This is a genomic window from Pantoea sp. KPR_PJ, assembly GCF_041386365.1.
GTDB lineage: Bacteria > Pseudomonadota > Gammaproteobacteria > Enterobacterales > Enterobacteriaceae > Pantoea.
Window position 1 is genome coordinate 905,166 of sequence record NZ_JABMIK010000001.1, and the last position, 16,491, is coordinate 921,656.

Consider the following 16,491-nt stretch of genomic DNA (forward strand, 5'->3'; position numbering starts at 1 on the left):
TATCAAATCAAGGTAACGCAAGCATGAATGCTGCTATTTTCCGTTTCTTTTTTTACTTTAGCGCCTGACAATCAGGGGCTTTAGCGCATAGAAAAGAAACGAAAAATCGCGCCGAAAGCCTCCCTCGTGGAGGCTTTTGTGTTTCTGGCGACGCCAATTGGACCCTAATGTCCCAACGAGAACTGACCAGCCTGACTGGAAGAAGAGGAAACCATGTCCCAACTCGCAGAACTGGTGGCCCGCGCCACGGCCGCTATCGACGAGGCGACGGATATCGCCACCCTTGACGCGGTGCGCGTCGAATATACGGGTAAAAAAGGGCATCTGACGCAGCTGATGACCACGCTGCGCGAGCTGCCGCCAGAAGAGCGTCCAGCTGCGGGCGCCGTGATCAACGAGGCGAAACAGCAGGTGCAGGAGCGTCTTAACGTTCGTAAAGAGGCGCTGGAATCCGCTGCGTTGAATGCACGTCTGGCTGCGGAAACTATTGACGTCTCACTGCCGGGCCGCCGCATCGAAAACGGCGGTTTGCATCCGGTCACGCGCACCATCGATCGTATCGAAAACTTTTTTGGCGAACTCGGCTTCGCCGTAGTGACCGGTCCGGAAATCGAAGATGATTACCATAACTTTGACGCGCTGAATATTCCGGGTCACCACCCGGCGCGTGCCGATCACGATACCTTCTGGTTTGATGCGACGCGTCTGCTGCGTACCCAGACCTCCGGCGTGCAGATCCGTACCATGAAAAATCAGCAGCCGCCAATTCGCATCATTGCACCCGGCCGCGTCTATCGTAACGACTACGATCAGACCCACACGCCGATGTTCCATCAGATGGAAGGGTTGATTGTCGACAAAAACATCAGCTTCACCAATCTGAAAGGCACGCTGCACGATTTTCTGCGCAATTTCTTCGAAGAAGATTTGCAGATCCGCTTTCGTCCGTCCTATTTCCCGTTCACTGAACCCTCTGCGGAAGTTGACGTGATGGGTAAAAACGGTAAGTGGCTGGAAGTACTGGGCTGCGGCATGGTGCACCCGAACGTACTGCGCAACGTCGGCATCGATCCCGAGATTTACTCTGGCTTCGCTTTCGGTATGGGCATGGAACGACTCACCATGCTGCGCTATGGCGTGACCGATCTGCGCGCCTTCTTTGAAAATGATTTACGTTTCCTCAAACAATTTAAATAAGGGCAGGTTATCCAATGAAATTCAGTGAACTCTGGTTACGCGAATGGGTAAACCCGGCTCTGGACAGCGCTGCACTGTCTGAACAGATCACCATGGCCGGTCTTGAAGTTGACGGCGTCGACCCGGTTGCCGGTGCCTTCCACGGTGTAGTGGTGGGGGAAGTCGTAGAGTGCGGCCAGCACCCGAACGCTGACAAACTGCGCGTCACCAAAATCAACGTGGGCGGCGATCGCCTGCTGGATATCGTCTGCGGCGCGCCAAACTGCCGTCAGGGTCTGAAAGTAGCGGTAGCAACCGTAGGCGCTGTGCTGCCGGGCGACTTCAAAATCAAGGCGGCGAAGCTGCGCGGTGAGCCGTCAGAAGGGATGCTCTGCTCCTTCTCTGAGCTGGGTATTTCCGACGATCATAACGGCATTATCGAACTGCCCGCTGATGCGCCAGTCGGCACCAATATCCGTGACTACCTGAAGCTTGACGACAACACCATTGAGATCAGCGTCACGCCCAACCGTGCGGACTGCCTGGGCATCATCGGCATTGCGCGTGACGTGGCAGTACTTAATGGTCTGCCGCTTACGGCACCGGCCATTGAGCCGGTTGCGGCCACCATTGCGGATACGTTCCCTGTTCGCGTTGATGCAACCGACGCCTGCCCGCGCTATCTGGCCCGCGTGGTAAAGGGCATTAATGTCAAAGCCGCTACGCCGCTCTGGATGCGTGAAAAGCTGCGTCGTTGCGGTATTCGCTCTATCGATCCGGTGGTCGACATCACTAACTACGTCCTGCTTGAGCTGGGCCAGCCGATGCACGCTTTCGACCTTGACCGCCTTAACGGTGGCATCGTGGTGCGTATGGCGAAAGAGGATGAAACCCTGACGCTGCTGGACGGCAGTGAAGCGAAGCTGAGCAGCGATACGCTGGTGATTGCCGATCACCACAGCGCGCTGGCGATGGGCGGCATCTTTGGCGGTGAGCATTCGGGGGTGAATGACGCCACGCAGAACATTCTGTTCGAATGCGCCTGGTTCGATCCGCTGGCGATTACCGGCCGCGCACGCCGCCACGGCCTGCATACCGATGCGTCACACCGCTACGAGCGCGGTGTCGATCCGGCTTTGCAGCATAAAGCCATCGAGCGCGCTACCCAGCTGCTGCTGGAGATTTGCGGAGGTCAGGCGGGCCCGGTTATCGATCAGACGCATGAGGCATCGCTGCCGCCGCGCGCCACCATTACGCTGCGCCGCGAGAAGCTGGATCGCCTGATTGGTCACGTCGTGTCTGACGCGCAGGTTACCGATATTCTGACGCGTCTTGGCTGTGAAGTGACCGTAGGTCAGGGTGAGTGGAAAGCCGTTGCCCCGAGCTGGCGCTTCGACATGGCGATTGAAGAAGATCTGATTGAAGAAGTGGCGCGCGTTTATGGCTACAACAATATTCCAGACGTGCCGGTGCAGGCGGGTCTGGAGATGACGCAGCATCGCGAAGCCAGTCTGAGCCTGAAACGCGTCAAAAGCCTGCTGGTCGACAAAGGTTATCAGGAAGCGATTACCTATAGCTTTGTGGATCCGAAAATTCAGCAGTTGCTGCATCCGGGTGAAGAGGCGCTGATTCTGCCTAATCCTATCTCCAGCGATATGTCGGCGATGCGCCTGTCGCTCTGGACCGGTTTGCTGAGCGCCGTGGTTTATAACCAGAACCGTCAGCAGAGCCGCGTGCGCCTGTTTGAGAGCGGCCTGCGCTTTGTGCCTGATACCCAGGCAGATTTGGGTATTCGCCAGGATCTTATGCTGGCTGGCGTATTAAGCGGCAACCGCTTTGAAGAGCACTGGGATCTGGCGCGTCAGACGGTTGACTTCTATGATTTAAAAGGTGATTTAGAATCGTTGCTCGATTTGACCGGCAAACTGGACGCTATCCGTTTCTGTGCTGAAGCCAATCCGGCGCTGCATCCGGGGCAAAGCGCGGCTATTTATCTGCAGGACGAACGAATCGGATTTATCGGGGTGGTTCATCCTGAGCTGGAACGTAAGCTGGATCTCAACGGCCGCACCTTAGTCTTTGAACTGCTTTGGAATAAGGTCGCAGACCGCGTCCTGCCTGATGCGCGCGAGATTTCTCGCTTCCCGGCAAACCGTCGCGATATCGCCGTTGTAGTGGCTGAAAACGTCCCTGCAGCAGATATCATCGCCGAGTGTAAGAAAGTTGGCGTAAATCAGGTAGTTGGCGTAAACTTGTTTGACGTGTACCGCGGTAAGGGTGTTGAAGAGGGTTTCAAGAGCCTCGCCATCAGCCTGATTTTGCAGGATACCAGCCGGACACTCGAAGAAGAGGAGATTGCCGCGACCGTTGGCAAATGTGTTGCGGCATTAAAAGAGCGATTCCAGGCAACCTTGAGGGATTGAACCTATGGCGCTTACAAAAGCTGAAATGTCAGAGTACCTGTTTGAAAAGCTTGGGCTGAGCAAACGCGACGCAAAAGAGCTGGTGGAGCTGTTTTTTGAAGAGGTTCGCCGCGCTCTGGAAAATGGTGAACAGGTTAAACTGTCTGGGTTTGGTAATTTCGACCTGCGCGATAAAAATCAGCGCCCAGGCAGGAATCCAAAAACGGGGGAAGATATTCCAATCACTGCGCGCCGCGTAGTGACGTTCCGCCCGGGTCAGAAGCTGAAAAGCCGTGTCGAAAATGCTTCTCCGAAAGATAACGACTGACCGATTTCAGTGTTCAAAAAAAGGCCGCGTAAGCGGCCTTTTTCATTGGTGTACCGCGTAACATCGTCTGCCGTTCCGCCGGCTCTTTTCGCTGGTGTCAGACTTGTGTAAGCATCTGCAAAAAACCGTGCAAATCGGCACGCGCTGATAGTGACCCTGCAAACGCTTTTGTTATAACTGCGCCGACAGCAAACAAGAGAGGTTGCGGATGAGAAAAACGGCACTGTTATTTGGTATGTTGCTGCTGGCTGGCGTCAGCCATGTTGGCCACGCTAATGCAACAGGAGCAAGTCGCCATGCGGGCGACCGTAATGCGCAGGGTAACTACTGGGATGGTTTTGACTGGCGCTCGGCTGAATGGTGGCAAGCGCATCATGGCCGCAAGCTGGGGATAAAAGGGTCACACGGCTACTGGAACGGCAGCAGCTGGCAAACGCATCGTCCTCAACGTGCCAGGCGTGCGGCGAGCCACGATAAGCCGTTGTACGGCACGCTAAAGCCGCATCGCGAGCGGCTTTCACTCTCGTCACATGCGCACTAACCTCGTGTGCGGCGCTCTCCAGCGCCGCACACGCCAGCCTTTCTTTTTCTGCCAGTCTCTCTACAATCAAATCTCTGTTTTCTGAGTGAATCCTCTTTTATGTCCCTGCTGGAGCAGCTTGTTCATCAGGCGGATCGCCGTAGCCGCCGTGGATTAATTGTGCTGGGCCTTATCCTGCTGGCGTTAGCGCTTCTCAGCCTGTGCGCCGGCGACAGCTGGATCGCGCCGTCGCAGTGGCTGAGCGACAGTGGCCAGCTGTTTGTCTGGCAGCTGCGCCTGCCGCGAACCCTGGCGGTGGTACTGGTGGGGGCGGCGCTGGCGGTGTGTGGCGTGGTGATGCAGGCGCTTTTTACCAACCCGCTGGCAGAACCCGGACTGCTTGGCGTCTCTAACGGGGCGGGCATCGGCCTGGTACTTGGCGTACTGTTTGGCAGCGGGTCGCTGTGGAGCCTCAGCCTGGCCGCCATGGCGGGCGCGCTGCTGATTACCCTGATCCTGCTCTGTTTCGCGCATCGGCAGCTCTCGGTGACGCGGCTGCTGCTCACTGGCGTTGCGCTCGGCATGATTTGTAGCGCCGTCATGACCTGGGCGGTCTATTTCAGCACCAGCCTTGACCTGCGCCAGCTGATGTACTGGATGATGGGTGGCTTTAGCGGAATCGACTGGCGCTACCGCTGGATGATGCTGGCGCTGTTGCCGGTCATCCTCGGGCTGATTGCCACCGCGCGCGTGCTAAATCTGCTGGCGCTGGGAGAAACCTCCGCACAGCAGCTTGGCCTGTCGCTCTTTTTCTGGCGCAACCTCTTTGTGCTGGCAACGGGCTGGCTGGTGGGCGTCAGCGTCGCGATGGCGGGGGCGATTGGTTTTGTCGGCCTGGTTATTCCCCATTTGCTGCGGCTGAGCGGCATCAGCGATCATCGCTATCTGTTACCGGCATCGGCACTGGCAGGCGCAGGTGTATTACTTGCCGCTGATGTTATTGCGCGTCTGGCGCTGACCTCCGCGGAGCTGCCCATTGGTGTGGTGACCGCGACGCTTGGCGCGCCGCTCTTTATTGGGCTGTTGATCAAATCTTCGCGCTAGCCCTGGCTGGCTTGTCTCTAATAAACCAAAGGATACGTTTATGAGCCTTTATCAAACTGAAGTGGAAACGATTGATGGCGAGAACACCACGCTGGAGAAGTGGCAGGGCAAGGTGTTGCTGGTGGTGAACGTGGCGTCCAGATGCGGCCTGACGCCGCAGTATGAGCAGCTGGAAGCGCTTCAGAAACGCTATCAGGCGCAGGGGTTTAGCGTGCTGGGCTTTCCCTGCAACCAGTTTCTGGAGCAGGAGCCGGGCAGCAACGAGGAAATTAAAACGTTTTGCAGCACGACCTATGGCGTCAGCTTTCCGCTGCTGGCGAAAGGCGATGTCAACGGCGCAGCGCGTCATCCGCTTTATGCCCAGCTGGTGGCGGCGCAGCCGGATGCCCGTCGTCCTGAAGGCAGCGGCTTCTATGAACGTCAGGTGAGCAAGGGCCGCGCGCCGAAGGCACCGGGGGACATCCTCTGGAACTTTGAGAAGTTCCTGATCGACCGCCACGGCAAGGTTGTGCAGCGCTTTACGCCTGATATGACGCCTGATGATGCCGCCATCCGGCAGAGTATTGAGCAGGCGCTGGCGCAGTAAATGGTTTTCTGCCTCACAGAGGTCGCCATTGCAGGACGGCTGGCGACCTTTTCCGCCAGCGTGGAAGCGGGCAGGCTACTGCATCTGGTTGGGCCAAATGGCGCAGGTAAAAGCACTCTGCTGGCGCTCATGGCGGGGTTGCTGGAGGGCGAGGGCGAGATCAGGTTGCTGGATCGTCCGCTGCACGCGTGGCCACGGCCGGCGCTGGCGCGAGTGCGGGGCTGGTTGCCGCAGCAGATGGCGCCGGGTTATATGCCGGTTTATCACTATCTGCGTCTGCATCTACAGGCCGTGCAGTCAGACGCGCCTCTTGTCAGACTGCTGGAAAGGCTGCACCTGCTGGACAAGCTGGGGCGTCCGCTGTCACAGCTCTCCGGCGGCGAGTGGCAGCGCGTCAGGCTGGCGGCCGTGTTCGCCCAAATCGATCCCCATATGAATCCGCAGGGAAAGGTGCTGATTCTGGACGAGCCCATGACCGGGCTGGATATTGCCCAGCAGCAGGCTGTGCATCAGCACATTGTGGAACTGTGTCATGCGGGCCTCTGCGTGATTGCCAGCAGCCACGATCTTAACCACACGCTGCACCATGCCGACAGCGTCTGGCTGATGGCGCAGGGCAGGGTCGTTGCGCAGGGGACGGCGGCCGCTGTTCTGACGCCCGCGCGTTTAAGTGACCTCTACGCCATCTCTTTTCGTCAGCTTGAGCTGGATGGACGTCCTCTGTTGATGACACACCCCTGACGCGCGCGTCTTGCCACGCTGCGCGCCTGACGCTAGAGTGAGCCGTTGCGATGAAAGGAGGATGTGCGCGAATGCGGATGGGCGTGATTTTACTGGTGTTAATACTGGCGGGATGTAGCAGCCATCGCGCGCCGCCGGTGAACGGCCGACTGTCTGACCCCATTATGGTGGTTGCGCAGCTTAACGATCAGCTGAGCGCCTGGCGCGGGACGCCTTACCGCTATGGGGGAATGAGTCGCGGCGGCGTTGACTGTTCCGGCTTTGTCTATCTGACCATGCGTGACAAGTTTGATTTACAGCTACCGCGTAGCACGCGTGCGCAAAGCGATACAGGCACCCGGATCAGCAAGGCAGATCTGCAACCCGGCGATCTGGTGTTTTTCAAAACCGGTCGCGGAGAAAATGGTCTGCACGTCGGCATTTACGACAGCGATAATGCCTTTATTCATGCCTCCACCAGCCAGGGCGTAATCCGTTCCTCACTGGATAATGTTTACTGGCGAAAAGCGTTCTGGCAGGCGCGCCGGATTTAAGCCAAATTAATTGCTCAGCGCTCTATTGCTGATGCAAATAGCAGCGGTGAATGTTCCAGTGGTTAAAGTCTTATTTAAAATGGTACTTTACGTTGCGAGAAAATAAAGATATCAATAACAGCGAAGATTAATTCTCAGGGAAAGGGCAGTTACGCTACCCTTATTTGGCTTAGGGATATGGTGCAGCGGGCAAAGCGAAACTTAACGGCAAAGATGTCCATCTCTTCTCTCGTTTGGTACTATTGCTTGCCACATTTCGATGATATACGATGCGCCAATCGCCACTTTATCTGGCTGTAAAAAATGAAAGTTCATTTATCTGCCGACTATCAGTCGGAAATTTGGTTTTATCCTGTTTACACATCTGGCGGGCAACTGATGGCCGTTGAAATGGTCAGTCAGTTTGTTCACGACACTGCGCCTGTTACCTTGCCGCAGGATTTGCTGTTGCCGCAGCTCGATGAAACGCAGCAGTTACGCCTGCTGCACATTCAGATTAACCTGCTGGAACAGCATCGTGACTTTTTTGATAAAAATCATGTTCTGGCATTCCTGCGTATTGATGAAAAGCTGGCGAAGACATTGCTGGCCAGTGAATTACTTATACGCAAAATAAAACAGCTGCCTTTTATATTACTGGACGTCAGCGAAACGTTTCCGCAGCTTTCAAATGGAATTAATGATCCTCTTATTTTTTCTCTAAAACAACAGTTCCGTTTATCACTCTCCCATTTTGGTGCCGGTAAATCCTCAACCCGTGCCGTCTACGATAACCTGTTCGATGCTATTAAACTGGACAGACAGTTTATTCAGGCGCTGGCAAAACGCGCCGCTTTCCAGCCTTTTATTCAGAGCATTATAGATAACATTAGCGGTCATACCCGGCAGATAATTATCTGTGGTATTGACGATGACGCGCTGCTGCAAAAAGTCTCCTTCCTGCCGGAGGGTCTGATTCAGGGCGCGCTTTTTCCACCGGTAAAAGCCGAGGCGCTTGGCAGGCTCATAGCCGATGCATGCTACGCGCCTGATTAAGCTCGCCTGTTGTAATTGATTCCCCGCCACTATACTTGGCGGTATCCCGTACCTGAACTTTAGTAACGGGATGCCCCGACACCTGTTTTTCTGAAACGACGACGGCCCTGACTGACCTGGCTGCCGCTCGGGAGAGTTTATGTTGTTTGATAATAGCTGGCAGCGCGAACTGCCAGGTTTCTATACGGCACAGTCACCCACTGCGCTGGAAGGCGGACGCCTCTTTTACCATAACGCCCCGCTGGCGCAGACGCTGGGCGTCGATCAGCAGCTTTTTGCCGGCGAGGGACATGGCGTCTGGTACGGTGCCGCACTGCTGCCGGGTATGGCACCGCTGGCTCAGGTCTACAGCGGCCATCAGTTTGGCGTCTGGGCCGGACAGTTAGGTGACGGGCGTGGAATTTTGCTGGGCGAGCAGCGTCTCTCCGCTGACCAGAAAGTTGACTGGCATCTGAAAGGGGCGGGTCTCACCCCTTATTCACGTATGGGCGACGGACGCGCGGTGATCCGTTCTACGGTGCGCGAGTTTCTGGCGTCTGAAGCGCTGCATCATCTGGGTATTCCCACCACCCGCGCCCTGACGATCGCTGTCAGTGACGAGCCGGTCTACCGCGAAACTGCCGAGCGCGGTGCCACCCTGATGCGTATCGCTGAAAGCCATCTCCGTTTCGGCCACTTTGAGCATTTCTTCTATAGTCAGCAGCAGGACAAGGTGCAGCAACTGGCAGACTATGCGCTGCGCCACCACTGGCCGCACCTGATGAACGATCCTGACTGCTACCTGTTATGGTTTACTGACGTCGTAAAACGTACGGCGCGCCTGATCGCGCAGTGGCAAAGCGTGGGTTTCGCGCATGGCGTTATGAACACCGATAACATGTCGCTGCTGGGGCTGACAATCGATTATGGCCCTTATGGGTTTCTGGACGACTACCAGCCCGGTTTTATCTGCAACCACAGCGATTACCAGGGGCGCTACAGCTTTGAAAATCAGCCGATGACAGGCCTGTGGAACCTTAATCGACTGGCGCATGCCCTGTCTGGTTTGCTGACAGTTGACCAGCTCAAACAGGCGCTGAGCCACTATGAACCAGAGCTGATGCGCGTGTGGGGTGAGCGGATGCGCGCGAAGCTGGGATTCACCCAGGCTGACAGCGGTGATAATGCGCTGCTGGTGGATCTGCTCTCGCTGATGACTCAGGAGCACAGCGACTATACCCGAACGTTCCGCCTGCTGAGCGACACGCAGCAGCAGGAGGCGCGTTCGCCGCTGCGCGATGAGTTTGTGGATCGAGAGGCATTTGACCGCTGGTATCAGCGCTATCGTGCGCGTCTGTTACAGGAGGGCGTCAGCGATGAAACCCGCCAGCAGGCAATGAAGGCTGCCAACCCGGCCATCGTGCTGCGTAACTATCTGGCGCAGCAGGCGATTGAGGAGGCGGAAAAAGGTGAAAACGGGGCGCTGGCACGGCTGCATCAGGCGCTGCAACAGCCGTTTAGCGATCAGACGGCCGCTGAATATCGTCAGCGACCGCCAGACTGGGGAAAATCGCTGGAGGTCAGTTGCTCGAGCTAACGGCTTAAAAACGGCTGTTTACCGCCTCGGCCAGCAGCGACAGCACCGCTTCGCTATCCTGCCAGCCGAGGCAGGGATCGGTAATCGACTGGCCGTAAACCAGCGGCTGACCCGCTGCCACCTGTTGATTTCCCTCTTCAATAAAGCTCTCAATCATCACTCCGGCCACCGCACGCGATCCGGCACGAATCTGCCGGGCAACATCCGCCGCCACCTCTGACTGACGACGGTGCTGCTTCAGGCAGTTGCCGTGACTGAAATCGATTACCAGCTGCTGCGGCAAGCCAAATGCTTGCAAATCGGCCGCCGCCGCCGCCACATCAGCGGCGTGGTAGTTGGGCGCTTTCCCACCGCGCAGGATCACATGGCCGTGAGGATTGCCGCTGGTCTGATAAATGGTCATCTGGCCATCTTTGTCCGGTGACAGGAACATATGGCTGGCGCGTGAAGCGCGAATGGCATCTACCGCAATACGCACATTACCGTCTGTGCCGTTTTTAAAGCCGACCGGGCAGGAGAGCGCAGAGGCCATTTCACGATGGATCTGGCTTTCGGTGGTGCGTGCGCCAATTGCGCCCCAGCTGATCAGATCTGCAATAAACTGCCCGGTGACCATATCGAGGAATTCGGTGGCGGTGGGCAAACCGAGCTGGTTAATCTGTAGCAGAATATGGCGTGCCAGGCTGATACCGCGATTGACGTCAAAACTGCCGTCCAGATTGGGATCGGAAATGAGACCTTTCCAGCCAACGACGGTGCGCGGTTTTTCAAAGTAGGTACGCATCACGATCTCCAGGCGATCGGCATGGCGCGTGCGCAGCGCATTCAGACGCTGCGCGTAATCAAGCGCCGCGCGCGGATCGTGCAGGGAGCAGGGGCCAATAATGACCAGCAGGCGCGGGTCTTCACCGGTGAGAATACGGGCGATACGTCGCCGCGCCTGGATAACGTTCTCTGCAACGTCAGGGGAAAGGGGGTATTCAGCCGCCAGAGCCGCAGGCGTGATCAGGCTGCCAATGCGTGCCGTACGCAGTTCATCTGTTTTAGTCATGAGGATCTCGAAAGCTTTTCTTCGCAACGGTGACATACCGGGAAGTGATGATCCTCACAATAAATTATTAGTTTGCGAATGCAACCCTTTAAACTGAAATGAAATTTTTTCTGTCGGCAGCGCCGGTTTACAAAACGCTGCCGTTTGCGGTTCAGTACATGCGGCGCGTCAGGCCCATGATGTCGAGAATTTTGGTCGCAATCTCCTCAACCGAATAGTTGGTGCTGTTGAGATAGCGGATCTGGTGAGTGCGAAACAGCGCTTCAACTTCACCGACTTCAAGCCGGCACTGACGCATTGAGGCGTAGCGGGTATTTTCCGCTCGCTCCTGGCGAATAGCAGCCAGACGTTCCGGATCGATGGTTAACCCGAACAGTTTATTCTGGAACGGGCGCAGCGCCGCAGGTAGCTTCAGGTTATCCATATCGTCGGCAATAAAAGGGTAGTTAGCGGCGCGGATGCCAAACTGCATGGCCAGATAGAGGCTGGTAGGGGTTTTGCCGCAGCGCGAGACGCCCAGCAAAATCACCTGTGCATCTTCGAGCCCGCGCAGGGAAATACCATCATCATGAGCAAGGGTGTAATCAATGGCGGCGATGCGGGCGTCATATTTGCCAAGATTGCTGGCGTCAAGCCCGTGCGTCCGGTGTGCCACAGGCGCAGGTGCCAGTCCCAGCTCCTCCTGTAACGGTGCCACCAGCGCCTGCACAATATCCTGACAAAATCCCTCGCTCTGCATAATGATGTCACGCACTTCTGGGGTGACGATGGAGAAGAAAACCAGCGGGCGGACGCCGCTTTTCTGATAGAGCGCGTTAATTTGCGCCTTAACTGCCTGGGCACGCTGCACATTTTCGACAAAGGGCAGTGTCAGGCTGTTGATACCCACAGGAAACTGCGACAGTACGGCATGTCCCAATACTTCAGCGGTAATTGCCGTACCGTCTGAAATATAAAATACGCTTCGTTCGCTGCTCATCGAGGTTTACCTTTCGCAAAGAGATGTTCGTTACGTTAACCGCATTATGCATCTGACCTGCTCAAAATAAAAAATCCATATTTTACTTTTGTGAACTTTCTGTTTTTTCGCATGCAAAAGTGAGAAAACAACGCAACGGTAAAAGAGTGAAATAGCGTTTTGATCTGTTTATTTCCCTTGTCTTTTGTGGGTTGCCCTAAATAAATCGCGCATCTGTTGCGCAACAAAAAACGCCGCTAAGATAATGAAAAAAAGAGAAAACCATCTCATTCAAAGCGTTAGATTTAAATTCCCTTTTTGCGCAACAGCAAAAGCGTATCGGAAATATTCCTAAATTGCTCAAATTTCCGCGCTTTAACGATTCAACACTTAGTTATTAATTGGGCATTGTGCCAGGCTAATTTTGCGAATAGCTAAATGTTCCATGTGCCCATTCATTGTTAAAAGGATAATCTCGATGTCCATTACAGGCGAACAGCCGTTAGTGCTCTGGTATAACCAGCTTGGCATGCATGATGTGGATCGCGTGGGAGGAAAAAATGCCTCTCTGGGTGAAATGATTACCAATTTGTCGTCGCTGGGCGTTTCCGTGCCCAACGGGTATGCGACCACATCTTTTGCGTTTAATCAGTTCCTCGATCAAAGCGGCCTTAACCAGCGCATTTACGACTTACTGGACAAGACCGATGTTGACGACGTAGATGAACTGGCGAAAGCGGGCAAACAGATCCGGCAGTGGGTCGTGGATACGCCGTTCCAGCCGGAGCTGGAAACGGCTATTCGCGAGGCGTACGAACAGCTCTCTTCTGATGATGCTGAAGCCTCATTTGCCGTGCGCTCCTCCGCCACGGCTGAAGATATGCCGGATGCGTCCTTTGCCGGACAGCAGGAAACCTTTCTCAATGTGCAGGGCTATGATGCGGTCATTATTGCCGTAAAGCATGTCTATGCCTCTCTGTTCAACGATCGCGCCATTTCCTACCGCGTGCATCAGGGTTACGATCATCGCGGTGTTGCCCTGTCCGCCGGTATTCAGCGCATGGTGCGATCGGATCTCGCCTCTTCAGGCGTGATGTTCACCATCGACACCGAGTCGGGCTTTGATCAGGTGGTATTTATCACCTCTGCTTTCGGCCTGGGCGAAATGGTGGTGCAGGGGGCCGTCAATCCGGATGAATTCTACGTGCACAAGCCGACGCTGGCCGCCGGTCGGCCTGCGATTGTGCGCCGCAATATGGGCTCGAAAAAAGTGCGTATGGTCTACGCCGACTCCCAAGCACACGGCGAACAGGTACGCATTGAAGACGTGCCGGAAGAGGCACGTGACCGTTTCTCCCTCACGGATGAAGAGGTCCAGGCGCTGGCGCAGCAGGCCGTGCTGATTGAACAGCATTACCAGCGCCCGATGGACATTGAATGGGCCAAAGACGGTCACACGGGTAAGCTGTTTATTGTTCAGGCGCGTCCGGAAACCGTGCGTTCTAACGGCCAGGTGATGGAGCGCTATAACCTGCAAGGGAAAGGCAGCGTCGTGGTTGAAGGTCGTGCTATTGGCCATCGTATCGGCGCAGGTGAAGTGAAGGTGATTCACGATATCAGCGAGATGAACCGCATTGAGAAAGGCGATGTGCTGGTGACCGATATGACGGACCCGGACTGGGAGCCCATCATGAAAAAAGCGTCCGCTATCGTGACCAACCGCGGAGGCCGTACCTGCCACGCAGCGATTATCGCGCGTGAGCTGGGCATCCCGGCAGTCGTCGGCTGTGGCGATGCGACCGATCGTTTAAAAGATGGCAATAAGGTCACCGTCTCCTGTGCGGAGGGGGATACCGGCTACGTCTATAGCGACCTGCTCGATTTTGACGTAACCAGCTCACAGGTTGATGAGATGCCCGATCTGCCGCTGAAAATTATGATGAACGTGGGTAACCCCGACCGTGCGTTTGACTTTGCCTGCCTGCCAAATGAAGGGGTGGGCCTGGCGCGTCTGGAGTTCATTATCAATCGCATGATTGGTGTGCACCCGAAAGCGCTGCTGGAGTTTGATCAGCAAACGCCAGAGCTGCAACAGCAGATCCGCAGCATGATGAAGGGCTTTGACGATCCGGTTGAGTTTTACATTGCGCGCCTCACTGAAGGTATCGCAACGCTGGGCGCGGCTTTTGCACCAAAACGTGTCATTGTGCGCCTTTCAGACTTCAAATCGAACGAATACGCCAATTTGGTCGGTGGAGAGCGCTATGAGCCGGAGGAGGAGAACCCGATGCTGGGCTTCCGGGGTGCAGGACGCTATGTGGCCGACAGCTTCCGCGACTGTTTCGCACTGGAGTGCGAAGCGGTAAAACGCGTGCGTAACGAGATGGGGCTGACCAATGTCGAAATCATGATTCCGTTTGTGCGCACCGTAGCGCAGGCAGAGGCGGTGGTAGAAGAGCTGGCACGTCAGGGCCTCAGGCGCGGCGAAAATGGCCTGAAGGTGATTATGATGTGTGAGATCCCCTCTAACGCCTTGCTGGCAGAGCAGTTCCTCGAACACTTCGATGGCTTCTCAATTGGCTCAAACGATATGACACAGCTGGCGCTGGGGCTGGATCGCGATTCAGGCGTGGTCTCAGCGCTGTTTGATGAGCGCAATGACGCAGTGAAGGCGCTACTCTCTATGGCGATTCAGGCGGCGAAAAAGCAGGGCAAATATGTGGGCATCTGCGGCCAGGGCCCTTCTGACCATCAGGACTTCGCTGCCTGGCTAATGGAAGAGGGCATCGACAGCTTGTCACTTAACCCGGATACGGTGGTTGAAACCTGGCTGTCACTGTCGGATTTAAGCAAAACTGCATGATTTACCGGGTAAATTTCTTTTCTGAAGGCCAGCTTTGCTGGCCTTTTTACTTTATGACAGCCAAAAAAAAGCCCATCACAGGGGATGGGCAAAGACTACACACAGCAATTCTTCACTTTACTCAGGGGAAAAAGGTTGTTTAAAAATCAGTAGGTTGATTTCAAACTTAGGAATCATGTTATTCACCACGCGGTCCTGAGTCTTTAAGAATCCTCTTATTAGTTTAAAGTCAGTAAACTTTTGTCGCCTCTTTTGCGCGTAAAGCTGGTCAATACAGTGCGAAAAATAAACTATTCACTCTGGATGTGCGGCCTCAGGGCTGAAAACTACGTTTTATCTTAAAAAATGCTAATGAAAAAAATAGTAACGTGACGAAAATGAATAAGGGCAGTTAACCGCCCTTTGTTTGGCTTCAGGAAGGCAGCTGCTCTTCGTCGTGATCGGATAATATATCGACCACGCTTGCCGGGTCGTCTGCGGGAGCGGGTGCCTCATGCATCCAGACAGAGACCAGCCGATAGGAAACCGCCAGCACCACCGGGCCAATAAACAGCCCGATAAGACCAAAAGCCACCAGGCCGCCAATAACGCCAGAGAGGATGAGAATCATCGGCAGGTCAGCACCCATACGGATCAGCATTGGCCGCAGCACGTTATCCAGCGTACCGACGACGCAGCTCCAGATCAGCAGCACCGTACCCCAGGTAGTATCCCCGCTCCAGTAAAGCCAGACTATCGCCGGAACCAGCACAATCAGCGGTCCGATCTGCACCAGACAGCAAAGGATCATCAGAACGGTGAGCAGCGTAGCATAGGGGATACCCGAAAGCGCCAGCCCAATGCCACCCAATACGCCCTGTACCAGCGCCGTGACTACCACGCCGAGCGCCACGGCGCGAATAGCCTGACCTGCCAGCAGCACGGTGGCATCACCGCGACGGCCCGCCATACGAAAGGCAAAGTGACGTATGCCCTGTGCAGCCTGCTCGCCGCGCCAGAAGAGTAGCGCGCTGAACAGCAGCATGACACCCAGATGAATCATCAGTCGGCCAAAATGGCCAGCCTGCGCCACGAAGAAGCCCGTGGTGCGGCCCACATAGGGCTGCAGTTTGGCCAGGATAGCGGAGCCGCCGCCCGCTATCAGCTTGTGGTAGCTGGAGTAGAGGTTGTCGCCTATGGCCGGGATATCACTCAGCCATAACAGTTTTGGCATCTCCATATGGCCCTGGGTGGCCCAGGCAATCACCGGGGCGCTGTTGTCAATCAGGCTATTGACCAGCAGTGCGATAGGAATAATGAACAGCAGCAGTAGCATCAGCGTCATGACGATCACCGCCAGTGAGCGGCGGTTCCAGAGCAGTCGCTGGACGCGCAGCATCAGCGGCCAGGTGGCGATAACGACCATGCTTGCCCAGGCGAAGCCCAGAATAAAAGGCTGAACGATCCAGATGCAGGCGACAATCATCAGCAGGATAAACATCAGCGTAAACAGCATCTGCGGGAAATCTGTCGTGCGGTGCAGGTTTTTCATAGGGGACAACGACCTCGAATAATCCTTCATTAGGGGGCAAACAGGCCCGGCACAATCATGAGCTATTTTACTGACATTAAACAGAGT

Annotated in this window: 15 protein-coding genes, 1 other RNA gene and 1 other annotated feature; of the genes, 12 read left to right on the forward strand and 4 right to left on the reverse strand. The window is 55.5% G+C overall.

The window, feature by feature from the left end:
- Positions 1 to 18: 18 nt before the first annotated feature.
- Positions 19 to 143: a sequence feature (Phe leader region), on the forward strand.
- The 11 genes from pheM (at position 24) to HP564_RS04370 (ending at position 10,001) form a co-directional block, all read left to right on the forward strand.
- Positions 24 to 68, forward strand: a complete 45-nt coding sequence (pheM, locus tag HP564_RS04320) for a pheST operon leader peptide PheM (RefSeq protein ID WP_106120997.1) — start codon at positions 24 to 26, stop codon at positions 66 to 68. (Overlaps the previous feature by 45 nt.)
- A 70-nt stretch (positions 144 to 213) precedes the next feature.
- On the forward strand, positions 214 to 1,197 hold the full coding sequence (gene pheS / locus HP564_RS04325; RefSeq protein ID WP_371240488.1) for a phenylalanine--tRNA ligase subunit alpha: 984 nt from the start codon (positions 214 to 216) through the stop codon (positions 1,195 to 1,197).
- Between the two features lie 14 nt (positions 1,198 to 1,211).
- On the forward strand, positions 1,212 to 3,599 hold the full coding sequence (gene pheT, locus HP564_RS04330) for a phenylalanine--tRNA ligase subunit beta (protein WP_371240490.1): 2,388 nt from the start codon (positions 1,212 to 1,214) through the stop codon (positions 3,597 to 3,599).
- Between the two features lie 4 nt (positions 3,600 to 3,603).
- Complete coding sequence (ihfA, locus tag HP564_RS04335; protein ID WP_033747517.1) at positions 3,604 to 3,906, forward strand: integration host factor subunit alpha; 303 nt, start codon at positions 3,604 to 3,606, stop codon at positions 3,904 to 3,906.
- A 208-nt stretch (positions 3,907 to 4,114) separates the two neighbouring features.
- A complete protein-coding gene (locus HP564_RS04340; protein ID WP_371240492.1) occupies positions 4,115 to 4,447 on the forward strand; it encodes a DUF2502 domain-containing protein in 333 nt (110 codons plus the stop codon).
- Positions 4,448 to 4,546: 99 nt separating this feature from the next.
- A complete protein-coding gene (gene btuC, locus HP564_RS04345; protein ID WP_371240494.1) occupies positions 4,547 to 5,530 on the forward strand; it encodes a vitamin B12 ABC transporter permease BtuC in 984 nt (327 codons plus the stop codon).
- 40 nt (positions 5,531 to 5,570) lie between these two features.
- A complete protein-coding gene (locus HP564_RS04350; protein WP_371240496.1) occupies positions 5,571 to 6,116 on the forward strand; it encodes a glutathione peroxidase in 546 nt (181 codons plus the stop codon).
- A complete protein-coding gene (gene btuD, locus HP564_RS04355; protein ID WP_371240498.1) occupies positions 6,117 to 6,857 on the forward strand; it encodes a vitamin B12 ABC transporter ATP-binding protein BtuD in 741 nt (246 codons plus the stop codon).
- A gap of 71 nt (positions 6,858 to 6,928) precedes the next feature.
- Positions 6,929 to 7,390: a C40 family peptidase gene (locus HP564_RS04360; protein WP_371240500.1), complete on the forward strand. Its 462-nt coding sequence runs from the start codon at positions 6,929 to 6,931 to the stop codon at positions 7,388 to 7,390.
- Positions 7,391 to 7,693: 303 nt separating this feature from the next.
- Positions 7,694 to 8,425 carry an EAL domain-containing protein gene (locus tag HP564_RS04365; RefSeq protein WP_371240502.1) on the forward strand — a complete coding sequence of 244 codons (732 nt, stop codon included), beginning with the start codon at positions 7,694 to 7,696 and terminating at the stop codon, positions 8,423 to 8,425.
- Positions 8,426 to 8,564: 139 nt separating this feature from the next.
- Entirely contained in the window at positions 8,565 to 10,001 is a 1,437-nt protein-coding gene (locus HP564_RS04370; protein ID WP_371240504.1) for a YdiU family protein, read from the forward strand.
- Between the two features lie 4 nt (positions 10,002 to 10,005).
- Here the strand turns inward: HP564_RS04370 and HP564_RS04375 are convergent, their stop codons facing one another.
- Together HP564_RS04375 and HP564_RS04380 are read right to left on the reverse strand one after the other, a co-directional pair.
- Positions 10,006 to 11,052 carry a 3-deoxy-7-phosphoheptulonate synthase gene (locus HP564_RS04375; protein WP_371240506.1) on the reverse strand — a complete coding sequence of 349 codons (1,047 nt, stop codon included), beginning with the start codon at positions 11,050 to 11,052 and terminating at the stop codon, positions 10,006 to 10,008.
- 151 nt (positions 11,053 to 11,203) lie between these two features.
- On the reverse strand, positions 11,204 to 12,031 hold the full coding sequence (locus tag HP564_RS04380; RefSeq protein ID WP_371240508.1) for a pyruvate, water dikinase regulatory protein: 828 nt from the start codon (positions 12,029 to 12,031) through the stop codon (positions 11,204 to 11,206).
- A 457-nt stretch (positions 12,032 to 12,488) separates the two neighbouring features.
- Between HP564_RS04380 and ppsA the strand changes: the two genes are divergently transcribed.
- The gene (ppsA, locus tag HP564_RS04385) at positions 12,489 to 14,873 is read left to right on the forward strand and encodes a phosphoenolpyruvate synthase (protein WP_371240510.1); all 2,385 of its coding nucleotides are present in this window, start codon (positions 12,489 to 12,491) and stop codon (positions 14,871 to 14,873) included.
- 60 nt (positions 14,874 to 14,933) lie between these two features.
- Here ppsA and rprA read toward each other — a convergent pair.
- Positions 14,934 to 15,042, reverse strand: an RNA gene (gene rprA, locus HP564_RS04390) — antisense sRNA RprA.
- A 243-nt stretch (positions 15,043 to 15,285) separates the two neighbouring features.
- Positions 15,286 to 16,404: an AI-2E family transporter YdiK gene (ydiK, locus tag HP564_RS04395; protein ID WP_371240512.1), complete on the reverse strand. Its 1,119-nt coding sequence runs from the start codon at positions 16,402 to 16,404 to the stop codon at positions 15,286 to 15,288.
- Positions 16,405 to 16,491: the final 87 nt, after the last annotated feature.

Excerpts from the sequence above, each read along its gene's own strand:
- pheS (WP_371240488.1), top strand. The coding sequence starts at position 214 with ATGTCCCAACTCGCAGAACTGGTGGCCCGCGCCACGGCCGCTATCGAC.
- pheT (WP_371240490.1), top strand. The coding sequence starts at position 1,212 with ATGAAATTCAGTGAACTCTGGTTACGCGAATGGGTAAACCCGGCTCTG.
- ihfA (WP_033747517.1), top strand. The coding sequence starts at position 3,604 with ATGGCGCTTACAAAAGCTGAAATGTCAGAGTACCTGTTTGAAAAGCTT.
- HP564_RS04340 (WP_371240492.1), top strand. The coding sequence starts at position 4,115 with ATGAGAAAAACGGCACTGTTATTTGGTATGTTGCTGCTGGCTGGCGTC.
- btuC (WP_371240494.1), top strand. The coding sequence starts at position 4,547 with ATGTCCCTGCTGGAGCAGCTTGTTCATCAGGCGGATCGCCGTAGCCGC.
- HP564_RS04350 (WP_371240496.1), top strand. The coding sequence starts at position 5,571 with ATGAGCCTTTATCAAACTGAAGTGGAAACGATTGATGGCGAGAACACC.
- btuD (WP_371240498.1), top strand. The coding sequence starts at position 6,117 with ATGGTTTTCTGCCTCACAGAGGTCGCCATTGCAGGACGGCTGGCGACC.
- HP564_RS04360 (WP_371240500.1), top strand. The coding sequence starts at position 6,929 with ATGCGGATGGGCGTGATTTTACTGGTGTTAATACTGGCGGGATGTAGC.
- HP564_RS04365 (WP_371240502.1), top strand. The coding sequence starts at position 7,694 with ATGAAAGTTCATTTATCTGCCGACTATCAGTCGGAAATTTGGTTTTAT.
- HP564_RS04370 (WP_371240504.1), top strand. The coding sequence starts at position 8,565 with ATGTTGTTTGATAATAGCTGGCAGCGCGAACTGCCAGGTTTCTATACG.
- HP564_RS04375 (WP_371240506.1), bottom strand. The coding sequence starts at position 11,052 with ATGACTAAAACAGATGAACTGCGTACGGCACGCATTGGCAGCCTGATC.
- HP564_RS04380 (WP_371240508.1), bottom strand. The coding sequence starts at position 12,031 with ATGAGCAGCGAACGAAGCGTATTTTATATTTCAGACGGTACGGCAATT.
- ppsA (WP_371240510.1), top strand. The coding sequence starts at position 12,489 with ATGTCCATTACAGGCGAACAGCCGTTAGTGCTCTGGTATAACCAGCTT.
- ydiK (WP_371240512.1), bottom strand. The coding sequence starts at position 16,404 with ATGAAAAACCTGCACCGCACGACAGATTTCCCGCAGATGCTGTTTACG.